We start from the raw sequence: 25,741 nt of genomic DNA, 5'->3' as shown, positions 1-25,741 counted from the left end.
GTACCGTCGAGGCATGACAGCTCCGTTCCGCGTCGTCGCCGTGTCGGGTTCCCTGCACGAGCCGAGCAAGACGACCGCCCTCGTCCGCGCGATCACGGCCGCGATCTCCGAGCGCGCCGAGGTCGAGTCGCAGCTCATCGAGCTGACGCAGATCGGCCCCGGCCTGGCCGGAGCGCTGCAGCGCGACCAGCTGCCGCCCGAGGTCGAGGCGCAGCTGCAGGCGATCGAGTCCGCCGACCTGCTGATCGTGGGCAGTCCCGTCTACCGCGCCTCGTTCACCGGGCTCTTCAAGCACCTGTTCGACTTCGTCGGCCAGTACGACCTGGTCGGCAAGCCGGTGCTGCTCGCGGCGACCGGCGGCGGCGAGAAGCACGCGCTCATCATCGAGCACCAGCTGCGTCCGCTGTTCGCCTTCTTCCAGGCGCTCACCCTTCCGGTGGGCGTCTACGCGAGCAACACCGATTTCGACGGGTACGAGATCACGTCGGACGTGCTGCACGCGCGCATCGCGCTGGCCGCGGAGAGGGCCCTGCCGCTGGTGGGCTACGCCGCCTCGCGTCCGGTCGAGCTCCTCGTCAGCTGATCGCGCACCCGTGACCGCACACCCGCCGTGCGGCGTAGCGTGAGGGCATGACCAACCGGCTCGCCGACACCCTCAGCCCGTATCTCCGCGCGCACGCGGACAACCCGGTCGACTGGTTCCCCTGGGGCGAGGAGGCGTTCGCCGAGGCGCGCCGCCGCGATGTGCCGCTGCTCATCTCCATCGGGTACTCGACGTGCCACTGGTGCCATGTGATGGCACGGGAGTCGTTCGCCGATCCGGCGACCGCCGCCCTCATCAACGAGGGGTTCGTGGCGGTCAAGGTCGATCGCGAGGAGCACCCCCAGGTCGACGGCGCCTACATGGCCGCCGCTTCCGCCTTCACGCAGAACCTCGGGTGGCCGCTCACCGTGTTCGCCACACCACGAGGACGCACCTTCTACGCCGGCACCTACTGGCCGCCGGAGTCCCGAGCCCCGATGCCGGCCTTCCGGGAGGTGCTCGCGGCCGTGCGAGAGGCCTGGACCGAGCGCCGGGTGCAGGCGGAGGAGTCGGCGGATGCCGTGACCGACGCGCTCGCCCGCGCGGCGGAGTCCACGCCCTCGCCGCTGCCCGACGTGGTCGCGATCGCGACGGCGGCGGAGACCGTCGCGCAGCGGGAGGATCGGCAGTTCGGCGGCTTCGGCGGCGCACCGAAGTTCCCCGTGGCGACGACGCTGCGGTTCCTGCAGCACCCGGTCGTGCGGCAGGGTGCCCCGGATGCGGCGGCGTCGGCCACCCGAGCCCTCGCCGCGATGGCGGGCTCCGACCTGCGCGATGCCGATGGAGGGTTCTTCCGGTACGCGACCCGGCGCGACTGGACGGTGCCGCACTACGAACGGATGCTCACCGACAACGCGCAGCTGCTCGATGTCGCGCTCGAGGCGGGGGACGAGCAGACCGTGCGCGGCATCGCGTCCTTCCTGATCGACGTGCTGCGTCGCGACGGCGGCGGGTTCGGCGCGGCGCAGGACTCGGAGTCGATGATCGACGGCGCTCGCAACGAGGGCGGCTACTACCTCCGTGCGGTCTCGGAGCGGGCGGAGCTGGAGCCCCCGGCCGTCGACGGCAAGGTGATCACCGGGTGGAACGGCCTCGCGATCGGCGCGCTCGCCCGGGCGGGGGCGGCTCTCGGGGAGCAGTTCTGGATCGATGCCGCGGCGACGGCCGCCGACCGGGTGCTGCGGGTGAACCGGAACCCCGCGGGTGCCCTCGTGCGCACCTCGTTGGAGGGCCGGGCGTCCGCCGCGGTGGCGACCGCCGCCGACCTCGGGCTCCTCGCCGACGGCCTGTTCGCCCTCGCCCTGGCGACCGGAGACGTGGAGTGGGCCGTCACGGCGCGCGGCATCCTCGACGACGCGCTCGCGGGGAGCGGCGGCGACGATCCGCTGCTGTCCGTCCAGGGCATCGCGACCTCGCCCGACCAGACCGACGGCGACCTGCCCTCCGATGCCGCGGCGGTCGCCGGGGCCGCCCTCACCGCGTGGTGGCTGGGAGCGGGGGACCGGTACCGGGAGGCGGCCGTCGCCACCGTGAGCGCGCTCGCCGCGCGGTCGATCGAGCAGCCGTTCGCCCACGGCACCCTGCTGCGGGTGGCCGCGGGGCTCGCCGTTCCACCCCGCCAGGTCGTCGTGGTGACCGCGGCGCGTGACGGTGCGCTCGCCACGGCCGCCAGGGGAGCGGATGCCGAGGTGATCGCGATCGTCGCCCCGGCGCAGGCACACGCCTTCGCGGATGCCGGGTTCGAGCTGTTCGAGGGCAAGGACACGACGGCCGAGCGCGCCTACGACTGCCGCGCGTTCGTGTGTCGGCTGCCGGTCAGCGATCCGTCCGAGGTGTCCGCCGCGCGCTGACGCCGAGCATCCTCGTGTAGCAATGGATTGACACACCAAGTCCCGGTTGTGTACCGTTCCAGTGGTACACGAAAGTGGGGGTGGTCATGTCCGGGCTCGCGGTGATGGGGTACGTGCTGGGCGTCGTCGTGGCGGCCGTCGTGGTGTGGTTCGCGGTGCGGCGTCGGCCGCGCGAAGCTCTCGCCGGGCGCCTCGTCCCGGTGATCCGCGCCGCACGGCGACGCGCCATGATCGCCGTCCTGTTCGCTGCCACGGTGTTCCTGGTCGTCGCGGTCGCCGGGATCACGATGCCGCAGCTTCTCGGGCTGCCGTTCGCGGTCGCACCGCTGATCGCCGGTGCAGCGGGCATGTTGTTGTACGGAGCCACTCCTCCACGCCTGGTCGCGCTGCAGTCAGACGAGCCGCGAGTCGCCCGGCTCGTGCCGCGGTCGGTGCTGTCCGCCCTGCCGGCACGGCGGGCGGGCGCCTTCCTCACCGCGGTCCTGGCACTCGTCGTCCTCCTGATCTTCGGAGGGGTGACGGCCACCCTCGATGAGGACGGACGCTCGCGCGTGCTCTACGTCGAGGCGCACGGTGTCTCGTCCTGGGCGCGTCCATACCCGGGCTGGTTCTACGGGATTCCCGTGCTCATCGCGCTCGCGGTTCTCGTCGTCAGCGTGCTCATCGCGCTGCACCGTATCAGCACGACGCCGGCGTTCCCGCGGCCTTCCGACGCCGACATCGATGCGCGCTGGCGCCGCGGCTCGGTCGAGGTCATCCTCGGGCTCGGCACCGGCTCCGTCCTGTTCGCGCTCGGCGGGATCGCGGCGATGACCGGGATCTCGATGGTGAACGTGATGCTCATGTCGAGCCCCGCGTTCGCCTGGTCCGCGGTGGCGAACACCCTCTGGATCGGCGGAGGCGTGGCGCTCGTGCTCAGCATCGTCAGCGTCGCACTCGCCGGCCTGACTGCCGCCGCGCTCGGCGAGCAGGCGAGCGGGATGCGACCCGTCCGATGATCTCCGTCGATCCGTCCGGTGCGATCGCGCCGTTCGAGCAGGTGCGGTCGCAGATCGCCGACAGCATCCGCTCCGGTGAGCTCCCGGAGGGTTACCGGCTGCCGTCGATCAGGCAGCTCGCCGCAGACCTGCGAGTCGCCGCGGGCACGGTCGCGAAGGCCTACACCGCGCTGGAGGCGGAGGGGCTGATCGAGAGCAGCCGTGCGCGTGGCACGCGAGTGCGAGGGGGGCATGCCCACGGGACGCGCGTGCGCGAGGCGGCCAAAGCCTTCGTCGCCGCGGCGGACGGGATCACTCTCGACGAAGCGCTCGGCGCGGTGCGCGCTGCCTGGGGAGCTGCGCCCCACGGCGGTTGAGCAATCTCCTGTGCAATCTGCCTAGGGATTCGCGGCGAGACGCACGCTGGTTGCGCGAGTTGCGCAGCATCCGATGAGCCGATTGTCCAGTGCGTGGCATCCGTTCTACTGTTGCGCGACAGCAGGCGGTACCACCAGGTCCGCCGCCCGATCACAGCAAGGATGCTCTGACGATGCCCCTCCCCACCCGTGCCGGACTCGACGCCGTTCCCGCGTACCGACAGGGGCGCTCCGCCCCGGCCGGTGCCTCGAAGCTCTCCTCGAACGAATCGCCGCATCCGCCCCTGCCGTCGGTCGTCCGGGCCGTGCGCGAACGCCTCGAGGGAATCAACCGCTACCCGGACATGAGTGCCGCCGCACTGCGCGCGCAGCTGGCCGCGCGGTACGGCGTCGACGCCGCCGAGGTGACCGTGGGTGCCGGGTCGGTCGAGATCGCGTCACAGCTCATACACGCGGTCGCCGGCGACGGCGACGAGGTCGTCTTCGCGTGGAGGTCGTTCGAGGCCTACCCCTCGCTCATCCGCATCGCCGGTGCCACTCCCGTCCCGGTTCCGCTCGACGTCGATCATGCGCACGACCTCGACGCGATGCTCGCCGCCATCACCCCGCGCACCCGGCTGATCTTCGTCTGCAACCCGAACAACCCCACCGGGACCGTCGTCGGTGCCGACGAGCTCGAGCGCTTCGTCGCCGCGGTGCCGCACGACATCCTCGTCGTGGTCGACGAGGCCTACGTGCACTTCGATCGCACCGGGAGTCGGGGTGCCGGCATCGAGCTGTTCCGGCGGCACCCGCACGTGGCCGTGCTGCACACCTTCTCGAAGGCCTACGGGCTCGCCGGACTCCGCATCGGATACGCGATCGCGCCGGCGGCCATCGCCGAGAACCAGCGCAAGGTCGCCGTGCCCTTCGGCGTGACCGATCTCGCGCAGACTGCGGCCCTCGCCTCGCTGGATGCCGAGGACGAGCTCGCCGCCCGCATCGATGAGGTGGTCGCGCAGCGCGATCGGCTGTACGACGTGCTCGTCGCCGCCGGATGGCCCGCCGTCCGCTCCCAGGCCAATTTCGTGTGGGTGCCGTCGGGCGATCGCACGGCGGAACTCGAGAGTCTGCTGCAGGCGGGTGGGGTGGTCGCACGCGCCTTCGCGGACGAAGGCGTGCGCATCTCCTCCGGATCCGCGACCGACATCGACCGCGTGGAGGCCGCGCTCGCCGCCGAGCTCGTCGAGGTGAAAGCATGACCGGCGACCGCCTGACCGAGGTCCCGCCGACCACGACGACCACCAAGGGGCTGCACCCGGGGCTCACCCGCCGACAGATCTCGATGATGGGTCTCGGCGGCGCGATCGGCGCCGGACTGTTCGTCGGATCGGGGCAGGCGATCAGCATCGCCGGTCCCGCCGTCCTGGTGTCGTACCTCGTCGCGGGCGGCATCGTCGTGCTGGTGATGGCGATGCTCGCCGAGATGGTCGCAGCGCGACCGAGCTCCGGCGCCTTCAGCTCCTACGCGCAGAAGGCGATGGGGCGGAGCGCCGGCAGCGCCGTGGGCTGGCTCTACTGGATCCAGCTGGTCGTGGTGATCGCGGCCGAGGCGACGGGCGCGGGGGCGATCGTGGCGAACTGGACTCCCGGCATCCCCGCCTGGGTGTGGGTGCTGATCTTCGTCGTGGCGCTGACCGCGGTCAATCTGTTCGGCGTGCGCAACTACGGCCGCTTCGAGTTCTGGTTCGCGGCGATCAAGGTCGCGGCGATCATCGCGTTCCTCGTCGTGGGCGTGTGCGCGATCATCGGTCTCATCCCGGGAGTGCCGGCCACCGGCATCTCGAACCTCGTCGACAACGGCGGCTTCGCCCCGAACGGCATCACCGGCATCGCCGGCGCCCTGCTCATCGTGGTGTTCGCGTTCGGCGGCACCGAGGTCGTCGCGATCGCCGCCGCCGAGTCGAACGACCCCGCGCACAACATCCGCCGCATCGTGCGCGAGGTGCTCGTGCGCATCCTGGTCTTCTACGTCGGATCGATCTTCGTGATCGTCGCGGTACTGCCCTGGAACGACCCCGCGGTGAAGGCGGGCCCGTTCTCGGCGGTGCTCGAGACGCTCAACGTTCCGGGCGTCGGCCTCGTGATGGATCTCATCGTGATCATCGCGCTGCTCTCGGCCATGAACGCGAACATCTACGGCGCCTCCCGCATGGCCTACTCGCTGGGGGAGCGCGGGCTCGCCCCGCTGGCGGCGACCCGCACGAGCCTCAAGGGTGTGCCGTTCGTCGCGGTGCTGGCGTCGGTGGCCTTCGGGTTCGTCACGGTCGGGCTCAACTGGGCCTTCCCCGACGTGGTGCTCCCCGCCCTGCTCAACGTCGTCGGCTCGACGCTGCTGGTGATCTGGACCGCGACCGCGGTGGCGCAGATCATCCTCCGTCGCCGTGCGGATCGTGCGGGCGAAGCGATGCCGATGCGGATGTGGGGCTTCCCCTGGCTGTCGTGGCTGTGTCTGGTGCTGCTCGCCGCCGTGATCGCCCTCGCGATGATCGACCCGGCCGCGCGCATCCAGCTGCTGCTCACGCTCGGTCTCACCGGCGTGCTCCTCCTCGTCGCCCGCGCGACCCGGAGCATGGCCCGACCCGGCGTCGTGCGGGAGTAGTCGATGCGCATCGATCGTCTCGACGCCCAGCTCATCCGACTGCTCACCGAGTCGCCGCAGCTGCCGATACTGGAGTGCGCGCGGCGGCTCGGGATCGCCCGCGGCACCGCGACGAGTCGCCTCGCGCGCCTGCACGAGGGCGGGGTGATCGAGGCGATCGTGCCGCGCATCGACCCGGCCGGCTTCGGATACGGCGTCGTCGCCTTCTGCCTGGTCGAGATCGACCAGAAGGTCGGGCACGACGACGTGGCCGCGGCCCTCGCGGATGCGGTCCCGGAGATCGTCGACATGCACACCGTCACCGGTGCCAGCGACATGCAGCTGCGCCTGGTGGCGAGGGATGCGACGCAGTTGCAGGAGGTGCTCGACCGGGTCGCCCTGGTGCCGGGCGTCGCGCGCACCGCGTCGTCCATCGCCATGCGCACGCACCTCTCCGGACGGGTCCTCCCGCTCGTGGAGCACGTCGCGACGGACGATGCCGTCTAGCTCGTCACACCCAGCCGGGCATCCAGTTGTGCAGCAGCCAGAACTCGTACGGCACGCTCATGCCGGTCCACAGCGGCAGGAAGAACGCCGACACCAGCACCACGAACACGAGGAAGATCATCACGGTCCGCTCGCCCGACTGGCGGCGGTACAGCGGATCCTCGCGTCTGCCCGCGACGATCCGCAGCGTCATGGCGAGCGCGAGCACCAGGAACGGCATCATCACCACCGTGTAGAACTGGAAGATCGTGCGCTCGGGGAACATCAGCCACGGCAGGTAGGTGACCGCGAGACCGACAAGCGGGATGCTCAGCTCGACGCCGATCGACTGCCGCGTGATCCAGCCGCGCACCAGCCGGTAGAGCAGGTAGACGGCCGCGGCGACCCCGCCGTACCAGATGAGCGGGTTCGGGACGGCGGAGATCACGCCGATGCAGTGATCGGTGCCGCAGCCCGCCGGGTCGGAGTCGACCCAGACCGCAGTCGGGCGCAGCAGGAGCGGCCACTGCCACGCGGGACTCGCATAGGGGTGCCCGCTGGTGAGGCCGACGTGGAAGCCGAGCATGGACTGGTGGTACTTCCACAGCGCGATCAGCGGGTTCGAGTCGCTCTGGCGGTCGTAGCCGCCGGCGGTGACGAACCAGCCCGTCCAGCTGATGAGGTACACCGCGAGTGCGGGGAAGACCAGGAGGACGAACGACACCGGGCCCTGCCGGAACGCGGCGGCCGTCGGCCACAGCACCACGCCGGCCCGACGTCGCGCCAGTGCATCGGTGACGACGATGTACAGGCCGAAGCCCGCCAGCGCGTAGAGCCCCGACCACTTCACCGCACAGGCCGCGCCGAGCGCTGCTCCGGCCGCGATCAGCCACGGTCGGCGCCAGAGCACGGGACCCCAGAACGGGTCGGGCGCCTCGTCGTCGCGCCGCTCGAGCACCGGGATGGTGCGCTCCCGATCGATCAGCACGAACAGCACGCCGAGCAGGAGGAAGAACGTCAGGATGCCGTCGAGCAGGGCGATCCGGCTCATCACGATGCTGAGGCCGTCGATCGCCAGCAGCGTGCCCGCCACACTCGCCACGATCACGGAGCCGCTGAGGCGCCGGGCGATCAGGTACACCAGCAGCACGGAGCCGGTGCCGAGCACCGCGGTCGCCAGGCGCCATCCCGCGCTGTTGTCGGGGCCGCCGATCGCCATCCCGAGGGCGATGAGCCACTTGCCGAGCGGCGGGTGCACGATGAACGAGCCCACGTCCGAGAGCGGCAGGTCCTTCATCGTGAGGAACGCCTCGTTGGCGTTCTCGCCCCAGGTGCCCTCGTAGCCGAGGGTCCACAGCGACCAGGCGTCCTTCACGTAGTACGTCTCGTCGAACGCGAGCTGGTGCGGATGGGCGACGCCGATCAGGCGCAGCAGCGCGGCCAGGGCGGTGATGACGAGCGGGGCGAGCCACCGGATCGCCCGTCCCCAGTCCGGGGCGTGCAGCACACGATCGCGGAGGCGCCCGTAGCGCGTCAGCCGCTCCTCGGGAGCGGGAAGCAGGGGCACGGGCGCGGTCACCGCTCCAGCCTAGACAACGGGCGTTCTCCGCCGGCTGCATCCTGCCCGCCTAAGCTGGGCGGGTGATCATCCTCGCCGCCACTCCGATCGGAAATCTCGGCGACGCGTCCCGCCGCCTCGTGGAGGTGCTGGAGAACGCGGAGGTCGTCGTCGCGGAGGACACCCGGACGACGCAGCGCCTGCTGAAGGCCCTGCACATCGACAACCGCCCGCGTCTGATCGCGCTGCACGACCACAACGAGAAGCAGAAGGCCGCGGAGCTCGCGGCCCTCGCGGCGGAGACCGACATCGTGGTGATGAGCGACGCCGGGATGCCCACCGTGAGCGACCCCGGCTACGGACTGGTCGCCGAGGCGGTCGCCCAGGGCGTCACCGTCACCGCGATCCCCGGGCCGAGCGCGGTGCTGATGGCCCTCGCGATCTCGGGTCTGCCCACCGACCGCTTCACGTTCGAGGGCTTCCTCCCGCGCAAGCCGGGGGAGCGGCGCTCGACCCTGCGCGCGCTCGCGGCGGAGCCCCGCACCATGGTCTTCTTCGAGTCTCCCGCCCGCCTCGCGAGCGCCCTCGCCGACATGGGCGCGGCCTTCGGCGACGAGCGGCGGATCGCGGTGTGCCGCGAGCTCACGAAACTCTACGAAGAGGTCCGTCGCGGCACGGCATCCGAGCTCGTCGCCTGGGCGGAGAACGGCGTGAAGGGCGAGATCGTGGTGGTCGTCGAGGGGGCGGCACGCCGCGACGCCTCACCGGAGGACGCCCTCGCCCAGGTGCAGCAGCTCGTCGCCGACGGCGTCCGGCTGAAGGACGCCGCGTCCGAGGTCGCGGCGCTCACCGGGCTCTCCTCGCGAGACCTCTACCAGGCCGCGCTCGCCGCCCGCTCCGGAGGAGCGTGACGTGAGCAAGGCGGCGACCGTGTACGACGTGGCCGACCGGGCCGGCGTCTCGATCGCCACGGTCTCCCGTGTGCTGCGCTCGCCGGATGCCGTGCGTCCGGTCACGCGGGAGCGCGTGCTCGATGCCGTGGCCGCCCTGGGGTATGTCCCGAGCGGCAGCGCCCGCGGACTCGCCGAGCGTCGCACCGGGGTGCTCGGGCTGTACTTCCCCGGGTTCGACGCGGCCGACGAGGCACCGGCCCTCGATGCGCTCTCCGGAGAGGAGTCCCCGCCGTTCACGGTCGTGCAGAGCGGGGCGGACGACGAGGATCACGCGGCGATGCTGTTCCTCGACGAGGTGCTCCGGGGGGCGGAGCTGGAGGCGTGGAAGCAGGGCTTCGTGCTCATGGTCGGCGTCGGGCGCGACGATCCGGACCGTGCGACGGTGCGCGACATGGCCGGCCGCGTCGACGGCCTCATGGTCCTCGCGAGCAGCGTGCCGGACGAGGTGCTCGCCCGGCTGGCTCGGCGCATCCCCGTCGTGGTGCTGTCCGGCCCGCCGCGCGGTGACCACTACGACCACGTGACGGTGAGCAACGCCGAAGCGATGGCGGAGCTGACCCGCCACGTCCTCGCCCAGGTGGGGGACGCGCCGCTCGCGTTCCTGGCGGGCCCGACGGACTCGCCCGACGGCGCCCAGCGCTGGGAGGGCTTCGCCGATGCCGTGGCGGGCGCCGGTCGCCCGGTGGAGGAGGTCCGTGTCGTCCGCGGCGACTTCACCCGCGCCTCGGGGCGTCGCGCGGCGGAGGAGCTGCTGCGCTCCGGGCCGCCGGCGGCGCTGATCGCCGCGAACGACCAGATGGCTCTCGGGGCGCTGGACGCGTTCCGCACCGCGGGCGTGCGCGTGCCGGAGGACGTGCTGGTCACAGGGTTCGACGGCATCGAGGCGGCGGTCCTCTCGCAGCCGCCGCTAACCACGATCAGGCAGCCGATGATCGAGCTGGGGCGGGCAGCGGTGCAGGTCCTCGCGCGCCGCCTGGAGCACCCCGAGGCCGAGCCGATCATGGCCCGGCTACCCGTGCGGATCCTGCTGCGGGAAAGCTCTCTGCGCCCTTCCTGATCGGCGCGACGCATGCCCCGGCGTCGGTGTCAAGGGGTTGCGATCGCAAAATGTATGCGCTTACACTCGCTGAGGCGGCGCAGGCCGTCGGTCATGACAGAGACGACATGAGGTGGCAGATGTCAGGTGGCAGAACACCGAGAGGGCGCTTGATCCGGCGCTGGCGCAGGGCGGCGATCGTGGGACTCGCGGCAGCCGCGGTCGCACTGAGCGGCTGCAGCATCCAGATCACATCCCAGCCCGATCCATCGATCGGCGACGACACGATGCTGATCAACGCCGATCACGGCAACCCGTTCTTCACCAGGAACTTCAACCCGTATCTCACCAACACGCGCACGGCGTCGCGGTGGATCTACGAGCCGCTGATCCTGATCAACCCGCTCGACGGTGCGCAGAACCCCTGGCTCGCCTCCGAGTGGTCCCAGCCCGACGCGCGCACGATCGTGATGACGATCCGCGATGACGTGAAGTGGAGCGACGGAGAGGACCTCACGCCCGACGACGTGGCCTTCACGTTCCAGCTCCTGAAGGACAACCCCTCCCTCGACATCAAGGGTGCCTGGCAGCACCTCGACAGCGTCGAGACCGACGGGCAGGACGTGGTCCTGCACCTGAAGACCGAGGACGCCCCGTCGCTGTCGATCCTCGGGCAGACCATGATCGTGCCCGAGCACCTCTGGGCCGACGTGAAGAACCCCGACACCTACCGCAACGAGAAGCCGGTCGGCACGGGGCCCTTCGTGCTCGGCAACTACAACGACCAGCAGTACTCGATGGACAAGAACCCCGACTACTGGCAGGCCGACTCCATCGAGATCGAGCACATCGTCCTCCCCGCCACGAACTCGCAGCTCGACACCGTCAGCCGCGGGTACGACTGGGCCTACGCCTTCATCTCCGACGTCGAGGGCACCTGGGGTGCGGCGAGCGACCACAACTCGTGGTGGTTCCCGCCGGGCGGCGTGATCGCGCTGATGCCGAACCTCGAGGTCGCGCCGTTCGACGACGTGAACGTGCGTCGTGGCATCGCGCTCTCCCTCGACCGCGAGGAGATCGCCGAGACCGCCTCCGAGGGATATATGAAGCCGGCCGGTCAGACCGGGCTCATCCTCCCCAACCAGGAGCAGTACCTCGACCCCAGCATCCCCGACCAGGGCATGATCACGCAGGACAGGGATGCGGCGCTCGCGGCCTTCGAGAAGGCCGGTTACACCCTCGACGGCGACCGGCTCGTGAACGCCGACGGCGAGCAGCTCGAGTTCGCCCTCACCACGGCCAACGGCTTCACCGACTGGACCAGGGCGGCGCAGACCGTGCGCAGCCAGCTCGCCGACGTCGGTGTGAAGGTCACTCTCAAGCTCCCGCAGCCGGCGGGGTATCAGAGCGCGATCAGCAACGGCGACTTCGAGATGGCGATCGGCGGCATGGGCAACGGCGACGTCTACCAGGCCTACAACAACCTGCTCTCCAGCGAGTTCTACGTGCCGTCGGGAGAAGCGACCGCGAACAACTTCGAGCGCTACAGGTCGGACGAGGTCGATGCGCTGCTCGCCGAGTACCGCGAGACCGTCGACCCCGCCCGGCAGGCCGAGATCGTGAAGGAGCTGCAGGGCATCGTCTACGACGAGCTGCCCGTGATCGGCCTCTACTACGGCGGCATCTGGGGCCTGTTCAGCGACGCCAAGTTCACCGGCTGGCCGAGTGAGGAAGACCCGTACATGATCCCGCAGAACTACGACTCCGCGCCGCTGGAGATCTTCACGCACCTCAAGCGCGTCAAGGGGGACGACCGATGAAGTACGCGCTCCAGAAGTTCGGCCTGTTCGTGCTCACGCTGTGGGCCGCGGTCACCCTGAACTTCTTCCTCCCGCGCATGATGCCGGGCTCCCCGGCGGATGCCGCGATCGCCAAGCTGTCCCAGAACGGACCGGTGTCCGACGCCACGCGCGCCGCCATCGAAGCGCAGCTCGGTGTCCCGACCGGGTCGCTGTGGGATCAGTACATCGCCTACCTCGGCCAGGTCGTCCGGCTCGACTTCGGCGTCTCGTACACGTTCTATCCGCAGTCGGTGTCGAGCATGGTCTCCACGGCGCTGCCGTACACGATCGGGCTCGTCGGGATCGTCACGGTCCTCGCGTTCGTGATCGGCACCCTCATCGGCGTCGCGGCCGCCTGGCGCCGCGGCACCTGGCTGGACTCGCTGCCGACGCTGACCGGCTCGTTCCTCAGCACGTTCCCGTACTTCTGGACCGCGCTGCTGCTGCTGTTCTTCTTCGGCTACGTGCTGCACTGGTTCCCGACGACGGGCGCCTACTCCGCGACGACGACTCCCGGCTTCACCTGGGACTTCCTCGGGGATCTGCTCAGCCATGCGTTCCTCCCCGCCCTGACGATCCTGCTCACCTCGCTGGGCGGCTGGATCATCGGGATGCGCAACGCCATGATCAACACGCTCGGCGAGGACTACATCACGTTCGGCGAGGCGAACGGCCTGCACGGCCGCACGATCGCCCTCCGCTACGCCGCACGCAACGCGATCCTGCCGAACCTCACCGGCTTCGGGCTCACGCTCGGAGGCGTGGTCGGCGGATCGATCCTCGTGGAGCAGGTCTTCGGATATCCCGGCATCGGGTATCTGCTCTTCAACGCCGTGATCGGACAGGACTATCCGCTCATGCAGGCGCTCTTCCTGATGATCACCGTGAGCGTGCTCATCGCCAACTTCCTCGTAGACATCCTCTACGGGGTTCTCGACCCGAGGACTCGCCGATGACCTCCACCATGAACGTCAAGATCCCCGCCGAGCGCATCGCCGCGCCGAGCCCCTGGCGCGCCTTCGGGCGCATGGTCGCCACGCTCTGGAGCAACGGCAAGGCGCGACTCGGGCTGTGCATCCTCGCCTTCTTCGTGCTGGTGGCGGTGTTCGCCCCCGTCCTCGCTCCGTACGGCGCGAAGGACAACACCTTCGAGCGCAACGCCGACGCGTCCTGGGCGCACTGGCTCGGCACCACCGCCGCGGGGGAGGACGTGCTCAGCCAGCTCATCTACGGCGCGCAGATCAGCCTCCTGGTCGGCTTCGCGGCCGGCATCCTGTCCACCATCGTGGCCGTGCTCATCGGGCTCAGCTGGGGCTACATGCGCGGTTTCGCCGGCGAGGTCGTCGGCTTCATCGTCAACCTGTTCCTGGTGATCCCGGGGCTCCCGCTGATGATCGTGATCGCCGCGTACCTGCAGAACGGCGGCATCCTCATGATCATCGCCGTGATCGTGGTGACCGGTTGGGCGTGGGGTGCTCGCGTGCTCCGCAGCCAGACCCAGTCGCTGCGCGGGAACGACTTCGTCACCTCGGCGCAGTTCTCGGGGGACAGCAGGACGCGCATCGTGTTCCGCGAGATCCTGCCGAACATGACGTCGATCATCGCCGGCACGCTCTTCGGGGCGGCGACGGCGGCGATCCTCGCGGAGGCCGGGCTGGAGTTCCTGGGCCTCGGCGACTCCAGCATCGTCAGCTGGGGCACCATGCTCTACTGGGCGCAGAACTCCAACTCCCTGCTCACCGGGCAGTGGCTGCTGCTGTTCGCCCCCGGTCTGTGCATCGCACTGCTGGCGCTGAGCCTGACACTGATCAACTTCGGCGTGGACGGCATCTCCAATCCGCGCCTGCGAGAGGGGAAGGGCCGATGACCGCCATGGACTCCACCGAGATCCTGCTCGACGTGCAGGGGCTGTCCGTCCAGTACGCCTCGCCCGGCACGACACCCGTCACGGCGGTCGAGGACGTCTCGTTCTCGCTGCGTCGCGGGGAGTTCGTCGGCCTGGTCGGCGAGTCCGGGTCGGGCAAGTCCACGCTCGGCTTCGCACTGACCCGGCTGCAGAAGCCGCCGGCGCGCATCAGCGGCGGACGCATCCTCTTCGGTGGACGCGACATCCGCGAGCTGGACGCCGAGGAGCTGCGGCGTCAGCGCCAGGGCGGCTTCGCGATGGTGCTGCAGTCGGGCATGAACGCGCTCAACCCGGTGCGGACCGTGGGCAACCACTTCCGCGACATCTTCGCCGCGCACGGTCACGTGCCGCGCGAGGAGCGCGATGCCCGGGCTCGTGAGCTGATCGGCAAGGTCGGGCTCGACGAGACGGTGCTGGCGCGCTATCCGGGCGAGCTCTCCGGCGGTATGCGCCAGCGCGCCTCGATCGCCCTCGCGCTGTCGCTGGAGCCGCAGCTGATGGTGTTCGACGAGCCCACCACGGCGCTCGACGTGCTCGTGCAGCACGCGGTCATGGACACGATCAAGGAGCTGCAGCGGGCGGAGCACTTCACCGCGATCCTCATCAGCCACGACCTCGGCATCGTGCTCGAGGCCACGGACCGGGTGATGGTCATGCACGAGGGGCACATCGTGGAGGATGCTCCGAGCATCGACATCCTCCAGCGGCCGCAGGACGAGTACACGCGGATGCTGCTCAGCCACTACGCCGACCCGCGCGCGGAGACCCTCTCGATCCCGGGCTTCGTCGACCTCGGGACGCGGCGCCGCGAAGGACGGTCCCGCACCGATGTCACCGAGACGATGCCGACGGTGTCGCCGCGTGACGCGCGCCGTGCGGACGCGGCGATCGTGGTGGATGGCGTCTCGAAGCACTACCCGGCCCCGCGCCGGGGACAGGACGCCGTGACCGCGGTCGACGACGTGTCGTTCCGGCTCGAGCCGGGGGAGTCGCTCGCCCTGGTCGGCGCCTCGGGATCGGGCAAGTCGACCATCGCCAAGATGCTCACCGGGGTCGAGAAGCCCACCTCGGGCACGGTGCGCTTCGGCGACGTCGACGTGGCCACGCTCAAGCGGCGGGGTCTGCGCGACCTGCGCAAGGACGTGCAGATGGTGTTCCAGGATCCGTACGCGGCGCTGAACCCGCTGCACACGGTCGAGTACGCCCTCACGCGTCCGGTCATGAACTACACGAAGCTGCGCGGACCGGAGGCCAGGGCCCGGGTCCTCGAGCTGCTGGAGACGGTCGGTCTCACACCCGTCGAGCAGTTCGCGGCCAAGCTGCCGCATCAGCTCTCGGGTGGGCAGCGGCAGCGCGTGGTCATCGCCCGGGCGCTCGCGAGCGACCCGCAGGTGCTGATCGCCGACGAGCCGGTGTCGATGCTCGACGTCTCGCTCCGCGCCGGGGTGCTGGCGCTGCTGGAGGACCTCCGTGAGCGCTGGGGCATCAGCATGCTCTACATCACGCACGACCTGCTGAGCGCGCGACTGGTGACGCAGAACATCCTGGTCCTCAACCGCGGTCGGGTCGTCGAGCGCGGCGAGACCTCGGAGGTGCTGCAGCATCCGGAGGATCCGTACACGATCCAGCTGCTGGACGCCGTGCCCAACCCCGCACGTCTTCACTGACCGTCACGACTTCAACCCAAGAGAGAGGAGAGCACTCGTGCTCGCATTCCCCGACGGCTTCCTGTGGGGCGCCGCGACAGCGGCCCACCAGGTGGAGGGCAACAACACCACGAGCAACTGGTGGGCGATGGAACATGCGCCCGGCTCGCCCATGGTGGAGCCCTCCGGTGACGCCGCCGACCACTTCCATCGCTACCCGGAGGACATGCGGCTGCTCGCCGCGGCCGGGCTGAACTCCTACCGGTTCTCGGTGGAATGGGCGCGGATCGAGCCCGAGCGCGGCTTCGTCTCGCGGGCGATGCTCGACCACTACCGCCGCATGATCGACACGGCTCGCGAGAACGGGCTGGACCCCACGGTCACGCTCATGCACTTCACGGTGCCGCAGTGGTTCCAGAAGGACGGCTTCTGGCGCGCCGATGACGCGGTCGATCTGTTCTCCCGCTACGTCGAGACCGTGCTGCCGATCCTCGACGGCATCGACTACGTGTGCACGATCAACGAGCCGAACATCGCCGCGATGCTGGCCGGGGGAGAGGACGCGGCGAACCTCGTCGCCTACGGCCTCCCGAACCCCGACCTCGCCGTCGCCGACACGCTGCTCGATGCGCATCGCCGTGCCACCGAGATCCTGCACTCGGTGCCGGGGGTCAAGGCCGGATGGACCATCGCCACGCAGGCGTTCCACTCCACCGGAGAGCCGGGCGCCGACGAGATGCTCGCGGAGTACGGCGACCCGCGCGACCACTGGTACCTCGACCAGTCCGCCGGCGACGACTTCGTCGGCGTGCAGGCCTACACCCGCACGTTCATCGGGCCGGAGGGCCCCCGTCCGGTGTCGTCCGACGTGGAGACGACGCTGACCGGCTGGGAGTTCTTCCCGGAGGCGCTCGAGATGGGCGTGCGCAGTGCGTGGGAGCGGAGCGGCGGCGTGCCGGTGCTCGTGACCGAGAACGGCATCGCGACCGCCGACGACACCCGTCGCATCGCCTACACGCAGGGGGCGCTGGAGGGACTGCACCGCGCGATCGCCGACGGCATCGACGTCCGTGCCTACCAGCACTGGAGCGCGCTGGACAACTACGAGTGGGCCAGCGGATTCGCGCCCACGTTCGGCCTCATCGGCTTCGACCACGAGACGTTCGCGCGCTCGCCGAAGCCCTCGCTCGCGTGGCTCGGCGAGGTCGCCCGTCGCAACGCGCTGTGACGCTCCACGGCTTCAGGCGCTGACCTCCCGTCGCGTCGACAGGGCGTCGGCGGCGTCGTGCAGGCAGGCGATGAACGCCGCGACGACCGCGCTCACATCGTCGCGGACCTGATGGGCGGCGAGGAGCCGCGTGGTCGGCGATCCGGCCAGCGGGACGATCGCGATCGAGGGCGGCACGAGCATCCTGACCGACTCCGGCAGGATGCTCGTGCCGAGACCCGCGGCGACGAACCCCAACGCGGTCTCCTGGTGCACGACCTCCTCGACCACGCGCATGGTCCCCGCCGCCCCCAGCGTCGCGGTCACCCGATCGACGTATCCCGGCATGAGCGAGCGCGGATAGGCGATCATCGGCACCTCGATGATCTCCTCGGGGGTCACCTCGGTGCGACCGGCGAGGGGATGGCCGATCGGGAGGCACGCGACCAGACGCTCCTCGAACACCACCTGCGTGGAGAGACGCGGGGACGATGAGTCACCGCGGGGGTCCTCGTCGCGCACGATCCCGACGTCGAGCGAGCCCTCCCGCAGCCGGGCGAACTGCTCGCCCGAGGTGAGCGGCACGAGGGAGAGGGCGACGTTCGGGCGTCGCGCACGGAACAGCTGCACGACCTCGGGCAGCACCGTGTAGTTCGCCGAGCTGACGAAACCGGCCGTCAGCTGTCCCGCGAGCCCGTCGACGTAGGCGCGCATCTCGGCGCGGACGTCGTCGACCTCGTCGATGATCCGCCGAGCCCTCTCCTGCAGGTGCCTTCCGGCGGGCGTGAGCGTGACTCGGCGTGTGGTCCGCTCGAACAGCGCCACCCCGGCCTCGCGTTCCAGACGACCCACCTGCACGCTCAGCGGCGGCTGCGACATGTGCAGCTTCTGCGCGGCGCGACCGAAGTGGAGCTCGTCCGCCACGGCGAGGAAGTAGCGCAGTTGACGGAGTTCCATGCGGGCACGATACGGGCTTCGTATTACCGCGCCGTTACGGGCGCATTGCGAGCGAAACGCTATCAATCAGTCGCGGAAATCGTATTTGACCTGGGGTTGCCTGCGCCGGTTATCTGATGTCGAAGCACCCGACACGGAGGACCCGACCATGACTGCAGACACCGCGACCCGCACCCGGATCGACATGCTCTACCTCAGCGAGCCTGACGTCATCGCCGCCGGCGTGAAGGACATGGAGCGCTGCATGGAGGTCATGGAGGAGGTGCTGATCCTGGTCGCCAAGGGCGACTACCGGATGGCCGGCAACTCGGCGAACTCGCACGGTGCGCAGATCAGCTTCCCGTCGTCGTCCCCGTTCCCGACCATGCCGCTGGATGCCGCCGACCGCCGCTTCATGGCGATGGCCGCGTACCTCGGCGGACGCTTCGACACCGCAGGGGTCAAGTGGTACGGCTCCAACATCGACAACCGCGAGCAGGGACTGCCGCGCTCCATCCACCTCATCGTGCTGAACGACAAGGAGACCGGCGCGCCCTTCGCGATCATGTCGGGCAACCTCGAGAGCGCCTATCGCACCGCGGCCGTCCCCGGCGCCGCGGCGAAGAAGCTCGCCCCGGTGAACGCGACCTCGCTCGGCATCATCGGCCCCGGCGCGATGAACAAGAGCGCCCTGCACGCGATGACGGCGGCGCGCCCGACCCTCCACACGATCCGCATCAACGGGCGTCGTCGATCGACCTCCGACGCCTTCGCGGACTATGTCCGTGAGCACTACCCCCAGTTCACGACGATCGAGATCGCCGACACGGTCGAGGCGGCCGTCCGCGACTCCGACATCGTCTCGGAGGCCGTGACCGGACTGGTCGGCTCGGAGAACTACCCGTACATCGACGGCGACTGGATCAAGCCCGGCGCGTTCCTGAGCCTGCCGGCGAACCTGCGCATGGACAGGGAGTACACGCTGTCGGGGAAGGCGCGGCTCATCGCCGACGCCAAGAAGATCTACGAGGCGTGGGCTGAGGAGTACCCCGCCCCCTCGCACGAGACCGCTTTCGGGATGATCGGCCTGTACTGGCAGGACCTGATCGACGCCGGCGAACTCGACGAGTCCCGCGTGGTGAACATCGGCGACGTGTTCGAAGGCACCGTGCCCGGGCGGGAGTTCGACGAGCAGCCGGTGCTGTTCAGCGTCGGCGGCATGGGCGTGGAGGACGTCGCGTGGGCGAAGACCGTCTACGAGAACGCGGTCGAGAAGGGGATCGGCACGACGCTGAACCTCTGGAACGCCCCGGACCTGGCCTGAGCCATGGGCACGAGCGAAGGACTCCCCGTGCACGACTCGGCGAGATTCGCGGTCATCGGTGCCGGGCTGAGCGGTGCGGCCGCGGCTTGGCGGCTGGCGCAGTCGGGCGAGGAGGTGATCGTGCTCGAGCGCGATGAGCCGGCCTCCGCCCTCGGCAGCTCGCACGGGTCGGCCCGCATCTTCCGGTACGCCTACCCCGACCCGTTCTCCGTCGGCCTCGTCGTGCGGGCGAAGGGCGGATGGGACGAGCTCGAGGCCGCGAGCGGACAGCGGCTCATCACCCCGAGCGGCTCCCTCGACTGCGGCGTGGTCCGCGACCCTCGGGGGCTGGCCGCGGCGCTCGCGAGCGAAGCCGTGGAGCACGAGCTGCTCACCGCGGGCGACGCGAAGGCGCGGTGGCCGCAGATCAACTTCGACGGCGAGGTGCTCTGGCACCCGGGAGCCGGTGTGATCGACGCCGAGTCCTCCGTCGAGGCGATGATCGACCTCGCGCAGGTCGCCGGAGCCCGGGTGCGCCTCGGGTGGGAGGTCGAGTCCGTCCGCCGGGCGTCCTCGGGCTACCTCCTCACCTCGACGAACGGCGACACCGTGCACGCGGAGCAGGTGATCGTCGCCGCCGGGGGATGGCTGCCCGCGCTGCTGGGCGGACTCGACCTGCCGTCGGCCTTCGTCGATGCCCTCCCGCAGTTCGAGGTGCGTCAGGAGAACGCGTTCCACTTCCTCTACCGCGACACCGCGGACTGCGGGGAGACTCCGGACGACGCCGCCACCACGTGGCCGACCGTCATCTACAAGGGCGAGCACATCCAGGCGTACAGCCTGCCCGGCGGTCGGGACGCGCAGTTCCGCGGACAGAAGGTCGCCGAGTACAACGGCGGACGGGTGATCCCCTCCGCGCGGGCGCAGGACGGACGGATCGATCCGCAGAACCGGAAGCGCGTCGTCGGGTTCGTCGAGCACTTCACCCCCGGCCTGCTCCCGACCCCCTACGCGGAGACCACGTGCCTCTTCACGAACGTGCCGCGCGAGGACATGATCATCGATCGGGCCGAGGGCATCACCATCCTGTCGCCGTGCTCGGGGCAGGGCGCGAAGTTCGCCCCGCTGCTCGGCGAGCTGGTGCTCGACCTCGTGTCCGGTTCCGAGCGGGCGGTGGAGCGCTTCCGCGCCGCCGGCCAGAGATTCGCGGGGGTCTGAGATGCCGACATCCGCTGATGCGAACACCCTCCTCGCCGAGATCGCGACGATCGGCGCAGACCCCGAGCGCGGCGGCTACTCACGTCCGGTCTTCTCGCCGGCCGAGCTCGAGCTCCGGGCCTGGTTCGCGAGGAACGCGGCCGCGCGGGGGCTGCGGGTCGAGACCGACGGCAACGGCATCCTCTGGGCGTGGTGGGACGTCGCGACCGACGACACCGCGCCGCGCCACGACGCCATCGTGACGGGGTCGCACCTCGACTCCGTGCCCGGCGGAGGGAACTTCGACGGGCCGCTCGGCGTCGCGAGCGCGCTCGTGGCCGTCGACCTCCTGCGCGACCGCGGGATCGTGCCGATCCGTCCGCTGGCCGTCGCGGTCTTCCCCGAGGAGGAGGGCTCCCGGTTCGGCATCGCCTGCCTGGGCTCACGCCTTCTGACGGGCGCCGTGGAGCCCGACCGCGTACGCGCCCTCCGGGACGACGCCGGACGGTCCTTCGCGGAGGCGTCGGCCGATGCCGGTTTCGACCCCTCGACCCTCGGTGCCGACCCGGAGCGACTCGCGGGCATCGCGGCCTTCGTCGAGCTGCACGTGGAGCAGGGGCGCGGGCTCATCGACCTGGACCGTCCCGTCGCGCTCGCCGGGGCGATCATCGCCCACGGGCGCTGGCACGTGCGGATCGAGGGACGCGGCGACCATGCCGGTGCGACGAGGATGGTCGACCGGCAGGACCCGGTGGTGGTCGCGGCCGAGACCATCCGCAGCCTGCGCGTGCACACGCTCGTCGTCGACGGCGCGCGCGGCACCGTCGGGCGGGTGAAGGTGACTCCGGGCGGCACCAACGTCATCGCCTCGGCCGTCGACCTCTGGATGGATGTGCGGCATCGGTCCGAGGAGGCGGTGCGGCGCATCGTCAGCGAGGTCACGGCCGGGACCGAGAGGGCCGCGGCCGCCGAGGGCTGCGTGGTCACGGTGACCGAGCAGTCGTTCTCGCCGACCGTGGCGTTCGACCCCGGGCTGCGCGCCGTGATGCAGGCGTTGCTCCCGGACGCCCCGGTGCTCGACACCGGGGCCGGGCACGACGCGGGAGTCCTGGCCGGCGCCGTGCCCACCGGGATGCTGTTCGTCCGGAATCCGAGCGGCGCCTCCCACACCCCGGCGGAGAGCGCGGAGCCGGAGGACGTCGCCGCCGGAGTCGAGGCGCTCGCCGACGTCCTGGAGCACCTGCTCACCCGCTGATCCGCCAGACCTGCACGATCCGCACGATCCGCAAGACCCCCTACCCGAAAGGAGATCGACATGGACATCACCTCCCAGGTGAACACGGGATGGATGCTGACGGCCACCGTCGCCGTCACCCTCATGCTGCCCGGACTCGCGCTGTACTACGGCGGTTTGTCGCGCACGAAGAACATCCTCAACACGATGATGATCGTGTTCGGAGGATTCGCCGTCACGGCGATGCTCTGGGTCCTGTTCGGCTACGGACTCACCCTCGGGAACTCGGTCGGTGGCGCCGGCATCATCGGAGACCCGGCGGGGTTGTTCGGGATCCAGTCGCTGCTCGGCGCCGAGACGCCGGAGGGCACCGTGCCCGCGATCCTCATCGCCGTGTTCCAGCTGATCTTCGCCGGACTCACCGTCGGCATCATCGGCGGGGCGGTCGAGGGGCGGATGAAGTTCTCGAGCTGGCTGATCTTCAGCGGCCTCTGGGCGACGCTGGTGTACTTCCCCGTCGCGCACTGGGTCTTCGCCTTCGACTCCGCGGACGGCTCGACCATCGGCGGGTGGATCGCGAACAACCTGCACGCGATCGACTTCGCGGGCGGGACGGCCGTGCACATGAACGCCGGCGTCGCGGCCCTCGTGCTCGCCTTCTTCCTCGGCCGGCGGCGGGACTTCCCGCACGTGGGCCGCCCAGGCAACCTTCCGATCGCGATCGTCGGCGGTGGCCTCCTGCTGGTGGGATGGTACGGCTTCAACGGCGGATCCTCCGGCGGGATCAACGACAGCGCGGGGGTGGCCGTCACCAACACGCTCATCGCCGCGTGCGCCGGTCTGCTCGGCTGGCTCGTCGTCGAGCGCACGATCCGCAAGGCGGCCACCTCGCTCGGTGCCATCTCGGGCGTCCTCGGCGGACTCGTCGGCATCACCCCGGCGGCGAACTCGGTCTCGCCGATCGGCGCGATCATCATCGGCTTCCTCGCCGGCATCGTGGCCTTCGCCGCTCTCGGCCTCAAGGAGAAGCTGGGCTACGACGACGCGCTCGACGCCGTGGCGATCCACATGTTCCCCGGCATCTTCGGCACCCTCGCGATCGGCTTCCTGGCCGACCCGGCCTCGCCGGCCGGTGCGGCGGGGATCTTCTTCGGCGGCGGCGGGGAGCTCCTCGGCACGCAGGCGCTCGCGACCGCCTCGGTCTTCGTGTACACCTTCGTCGTGACCGCGCTCATCGCCTGGCTCATGAAGATCACGATCGGCCTGCGCGTCCCCGACACCGCCGAGATCGCCGGTCTCGACACCACCCTCCACGCCGAGACCGCGTACGACCTGGACGATGTGCGCTCCTGAGCGCCGTTCCCCGAGAAAGGACAAGATCATGAAGCTCATCAGCGCCGTCGTGCAGCCCAGTGCCCTGGAACCCGTGAAGACCGCCCTCGCCGAGATCGGCGTCGCCGGGATGACGATCCTCGACGCCAAGGGCCACGGCACTCAGACCGGCAAGGTCGAGGTGTACCGGTCCCAGCGGATCAAGGTCGACTTCCTGCCGAAGATCTACATCGAGACGGTCGTCACCGACGAGGTGCTCGACGCCGCGCTCGACGCCATCCAGGAGGCGGCCCGCACCGGGGCGATCGGCGACGGCAAGATCTGGGTCACCGAGGTGCTCCAGGTCATCCGCGTCCGCACCGGCGAGACCGGCCCGACCGCGATCCGCTGACGCACATGCGGTACCGCACCCGCGCCGACCTCCAGATCGTCCGCCCCGGCGACGTCGATCCGGAGCCATGGGCCAACGGCCTGGGGGTCACGCGGGTGCTCGCCGCGCGTCCGGCCTGGCGGATCAGCCTCGCCGAGATCGAGGGGCGGATGCCGTTCTCGTCCTTCCCGGGCGCCGACCGCGTGCTGATCCCGCTCGACCCCGCCGGGGTGACGCTGGAGGTCGCGGGGGTGGAGATGCGCGTGCCGCCGCACTCCGGCGTCGCCTTTCGCGGCGAGGACCGCGTGGTCGCCGAGACGGAGGGGCGCCGGGTGTCGGTGGTGAACCTCATGTCGCGGCGATCGAGCGGACGGATGCGATGCGAGATCCGCCGCGCGACCGGACCGATCGACGCGGAAGTCGACGCCCTCGTGGTGCTGGGCGGGAGGGTGTCCGCCGGAGCTGATCCCCTGCCGCGCGGGACCGTGGTCACGGCGGAGGCGACCTCGCGCGTGGTCGTCGGGGCGGGCGGCGTCATCGCGCTCCTGCGCGTGCGACTTCGGCCGTCCGGGGCTTCCGCTCGCAGCGGAAGGGCAGCCGGGGACCGCGCGTAACCACCCAGGCCATCCCACCTAGAATTGCTCCATGCCCGCAGGCGAATCCTTCTACATCACCACGCCCATCTACTACCCGTCCGACGTGCCTCACATCGGTCACGGGTACACGACGGTGGCCGTCGACACGCTCGCACGGTGGCACCGCCAGGCGGGGGATGACACCTGGATGCTCACCGGCACCGACGAGCACGGCCAGAAGATGCTGCGCGCCGCTGCGGCCAACAACGTCACGCCGCAGGAGTGGGTCGACAAGCTCGTCAGCGAGAGCTGGTTCCCGCTGCTGACGACGCTCGACGTCGCCAACGACGACTTCATCCGCACCACGCAGGAGCGCCACGAGACGAACGTGCAGACGTTCTTCCAGCGCCTGTACGACCGCGGCTACATCTACGCGGGCGAGTACGAGGCGCTCTACTGCGTGGGCTGTGAGGAGTTCAAGCCCGAGTCGGAGATCGTCGACGGCACCGGTCCCTTCGAGGGGCTGAAGGTCTGCGCGATCCACTCGAAGCCGCTGGAGCTGCTGCAGGAGAAGAACTACTTCTTCAAGCTCAGCGAGTTCCAGGAGCGCCTGCTCGAGCTCTACAAGACCGAGCCCGACTTCGTGCGCCCCGACTCGGCGCGCAACGAGGTGGTGTCGTTCGTGAGCCAGGGCCTCAAGGACCTGTCGATCTCGCGCTCGACCTTCGACTGGGGCATCCCGCTGCCGTGGGACGAGTCGCACGTCATCTACGTGTGGGTCGACGCCCTGCTGAACTACGCCACCGCCGTCGGCTACGGCTCCGACGAGGAGACGTTCGCGCGCCGCTGGCCCGCCTACCACGTGGTCGGCAAGGACATCCTGCGCTTCCACGCCGTGATCTGGCCTGCGCTGCTGATGGCGGCCGGTCTCGACGTGCCCAAGGGCGTCTTCGCGCACGGCTGGCTGCTGGTCGGCGGTGAGAAGATGTCGAAGTCGAAGCTCACCGGCATCGCGCCGACCGAGATCACCGACGTCTTCGGCTCCGACGCGTACCGCTTCTACTTCCTCTCCGCGATCGCGTTCGGGCAGGACGGCTCGTTCTCGTGGGAAGACCTCTCGGCCCGCTACCAGGCCGAGCTCGCGAACGGCTTCGGCAACCTCGCCTCGCGCACCACGGCGATGATCGAGAAGTACTTCGAGGGCATCGTGCCGCCCGCGGCCGAGTACACCGAGAAGGACCTCGCGATCCAGAAGATCGTGGCGGATGCCGCGGCGAACGCGGATGCCGCCGTCGCGCAGTTCCGCATCGACGAGGCGATCTCGTCGATCTGGACCATCGTCGACGCGCTCAACGGCTACATCACCGCGAACGAGCCGTGGGCACTGGCCAAGCAGGCGAACGGCGGAGACGAGGACCAGCGCGCGCGCCTCGGCACCGTGCTGTACACCTGCGCCGAGGGCCTGCGCGCCCTCGCGGTGCTGCTCTCGCCCGTGATGCCGCAGTCGACGGAGAAGCTCTGGATCGCTCTCGGCGCCGCGGAGACGCTGGGCCGTCTGCAGGACCAGCCGATCCGCGAGGCCGGCGCCTGGGGCGTGCTGCGCCCCGGCACCAGCGTCAACGGCCTCGCGCCGCTGTTCCCGCGGGTGGAGTCCACGGCCTGACACGGCGTTTCGTCTCGCTTCGCTCGCTCAACGACCGGGACGGACACAGCTCACCGGTCGTTGAGCGACGAGCGAAGCGAGGAGACGAAAC

Annotated in this window: 23 protein-coding genes; 21 read left to right on the top strand and 2 right to left on the bottom strand. The window is 70.2% G+C overall.

From position 1 onward, the window contains the following. Positions 1-13 precede the first annotated feature (13 nt). The 7 genes from msuE to AC07VM_RS01055 all read left to right on the top strand — a co-directional run bounded on the left by msuE (position 14) and on the right by AC07VM_RS01055 (position 6,914). The gene (gene msuE, locus AC07VM_RS01085; protein ID WP_267415372.1) at positions 14-583 is read left to right on the top strand and encodes an FMN reductase; all 570 of its coding nucleotides are present in this window, start codon (positions 14-16) and stop codon (positions 581-583) included. 47 nt (positions 584-630) lie between these two features. Continuing rightward, a complete protein-coding gene (locus tag AC07VM_RS01080; RefSeq protein ID WP_494909641.1) occupies positions 631-2,433 on the top strand; it encodes a thioredoxin domain-containing protein in 1,803 nt (600 codons plus the stop codon). 86 nt (positions 2,434-2,519) lie between these two features. Continuing rightward, complete coding sequence (locus AC07VM_RS01075) at positions 2,520-3,431, top strand: hypothetical protein (protein WP_494909640.1); 912 nt, start codon at positions 2,520-2,522, stop codon at positions 3,429-3,431. Beyond that, on the top strand, positions 3,428-3,787 hold the full coding sequence (locus tag AC07VM_RS01070) for a GntR family transcriptional regulator (RefSeq protein WP_267415369.1): 360 nt from the start codon (positions 3,428-3,430) through the stop codon (positions 3,785-3,787). The genes AC07VM_RS01075 and AC07VM_RS01070 overlap by 4 nt, the downstream gene beginning before the upstream one ends. Before the next feature lie 173 nt (positions 3,788-3,960). After that, on the top strand, positions 3,961-5,028 hold the full coding sequence (hisC, locus tag AC07VM_RS01065; RefSeq protein WP_494909639.1) for a histidinol-phosphate transaminase: 1,068 nt from the start codon (positions 3,961-3,963) through the stop codon (positions 5,026-5,028). Further along, complete coding sequence (locus tag AC07VM_RS01060; protein ID WP_494909638.1) at positions 5,025-6,428, top strand: amino acid permease; 1,404 nt, start codon at positions 5,025-5,027, stop codon at positions 6,426-6,428. Before hisC ends, AC07VM_RS01060 begins: the two co-directional genes overlap by 4 nt. A 3-nt stretch (positions 6,429-6,431) precedes the next feature. Then, positions 6,432-6,914, top strand: coding sequence for an Lrp/AsnC family transcriptional regulator (locus tag AC07VM_RS01055; RefSeq protein ID WP_267415366.1), 483 nt, complete (start codon positions 6,432-6,434; stop codon positions 6,912-6,914). 4 nt (positions 6,915-6,918) lie between these two features. Here the strand turns inward: AC07VM_RS01055 and AC07VM_RS01050 are convergent, their stop codons facing one another. Continuing rightward, a complete protein-coding gene (locus AC07VM_RS01050; RefSeq protein ID WP_494909637.1) occupies positions 6,919-8,472 on the bottom strand; it encodes a dolichyl-phosphate-mannose--protein mannosyltransferase in 1,554 nt (517 codons plus the stop codon). Positions 8,473-8,534: 62 nt separating this feature from the next. Here AC07VM_RS01050 and rsmI point away from each other — a divergent pair, with 62 nt between their 5' ends. From rsmI to AC07VM_RS01015, 7 genes are all read left to right on the top strand, one after another. Then, positions 8,535-9,362, top strand: coding sequence for a 16S rRNA (cytidine(1402)-2'-O)-methyltransferase (gene rsmI / locus AC07VM_RS01045; protein WP_494909635.1), 828 nt, complete (start codon positions 8,535-8,537; stop codon positions 9,360-9,362). A gap of 1 nt (position 9,363) precedes the next feature. Further along, positions 9,364-10,461, top strand: coding sequence for a LacI family DNA-binding transcriptional regulator (locus AC07VM_RS01040; protein WP_494909634.1), 1,098 nt, complete (start codon positions 9,364-9,366; stop codon positions 10,459-10,461). Positions 10,462-10,640: 179 nt separating this feature from the next. After that, positions 10,641-12,260, top strand: coding sequence for an ABC transporter substrate-binding protein (locus tag AC07VM_RS01035; RefSeq protein ID WP_494909633.1), 1,620 nt, complete (start codon positions 10,641-10,643; stop codon positions 12,258-12,260). Beyond that, complete coding sequence (locus tag AC07VM_RS01030) at positions 12,257-13,237, top strand: ABC transporter permease (protein ID WP_267415360.1); 981 nt, start codon at positions 12,257-12,259, stop codon at positions 13,235-13,237. Before AC07VM_RS01035 ends, AC07VM_RS01030 begins: the two co-directional genes overlap by 4 nt. Next, positions 13,234-14,148, top strand: coding sequence for an ABC transporter permease (locus AC07VM_RS01025; RefSeq protein WP_267415359.1), 915 nt, complete (start codon positions 13,234-13,236; stop codon positions 14,146-14,148). Before AC07VM_RS01030 ends, AC07VM_RS01025 begins: the two co-directional genes overlap by 4 nt. A gap of 5 nt (positions 14,149-14,153) precedes the next feature. Then, complete coding sequence (locus AC07VM_RS01020; protein WP_494910739.1) at positions 14,154-15,854, top strand: ABC transporter ATP-binding protein; 1,701 nt, start codon at positions 14,154-14,156, stop codon at positions 15,852-15,854. Positions 15,855-15,891: 37 nt separating this feature from the next. After that, positions 15,892-17,061: a glycoside hydrolase family 1 protein gene (locus AC07VM_RS01015; RefSeq protein ID WP_494909632.1), complete on the top strand. Its 1,170-nt coding sequence runs from the start codon at positions 15,892-15,894 to the stop codon at positions 17,059-17,061. Positions 17,062-17,073: 12 nt separating this feature from the next. Here AC07VM_RS01015 and AC07VM_RS01010 read toward each other — a convergent pair whose 3' ends face one another. Next, positions 17,074-17,997 (bottom strand): LysR family transcriptional regulator, encoded by a 924-nt coding sequence (locus AC07VM_RS01010; protein ID WP_494909631.1) that lies wholly within the window; start codon positions 17,995-17,997, stop codon positions 17,074-17,076. Positions 17,998-18,145: 148 nt separating this feature from the next. On the opposite strand from AC07VM_RS01010, the gene AC07VM_RS01005 reads away from it, so the two are divergent. From AC07VM_RS01005 to metG, 7 genes are read left to right on the top strand one after another with little or no spacing between them, the layout of a single operon-like run. Continuing rightward, positions 18,146-19,300, top strand: a complete 1,155-nt coding sequence (locus AC07VM_RS01005; RefSeq protein ID WP_267415355.1) for a tyramine oxidase subunit B — start codon at positions 18,146-18,148, stop codon at positions 19,298-19,300. Positions 19,301-19,303: 3 nt separating this feature from the next. Then, positions 19,304-20,497 carry an FAD-dependent oxidoreductase gene (locus AC07VM_RS01000; protein WP_494909630.1) on the top strand — a complete coding sequence of 398 codons (1,194 nt, stop codon included), beginning with the start codon at positions 19,304-19,306 and terminating at the stop codon, positions 20,495-20,497. A gap of 1 nt (position 20,498) precedes the next feature. Next, complete coding sequence (locus AC07VM_RS00995; protein ID WP_494909629.1) at positions 20,499-21,731, top strand: allantoate amidohydrolase; 1,233 nt, start codon at positions 20,499-20,501, stop codon at positions 21,729-21,731. Positions 21,732-21,791: 60 nt separating this feature from the next. Continuing rightward, positions 21,792-23,063 (top strand): ammonium transporter, encoded by a 1,272-nt coding sequence (locus tag AC07VM_RS00990; protein ID WP_267415350.1) that lies wholly within the window; start codon positions 21,792-21,794, stop codon positions 23,061-23,063. A gap of 28 nt (positions 23,064-23,091) precedes the next feature. Further along, complete coding sequence (locus AC07VM_RS00985) at positions 23,092-23,433, top strand: P-II family nitrogen regulator (RefSeq protein WP_267415348.1); 342 nt, start codon at positions 23,092-23,094, stop codon at positions 23,431-23,433. 5 nt (positions 23,434-23,438) lie between these two features. Further along, on the top strand, positions 23,439-24,026 hold the full coding sequence (locus tag AC07VM_RS00980) for a HutD/Ves family protein (protein ID WP_494909628.1): 588 nt from the start codon (positions 23,439-23,441) through the stop codon (positions 24,024-24,026). 31 nt (positions 24,027-24,057) lie between these two features. Further along, complete coding sequence (gene metG, locus AC07VM_RS00975; protein ID WP_494909627.1) at positions 24,058-25,650, top strand: methionine--tRNA ligase; 1,593 nt, start codon at positions 24,058-24,060, stop codon at positions 25,648-25,650. Positions 25,651-25,741: the final 91 nt, after the last annotated feature.

The sequence above is a fragment of the Microbacterium sp. GW821-FHT01D02 genome, assembly GCF_059422585.1.
Note: the sequence above shows the minus strand (reverse complement) of the source record. Positions and strands in the feature narration are given on the sequence as shown.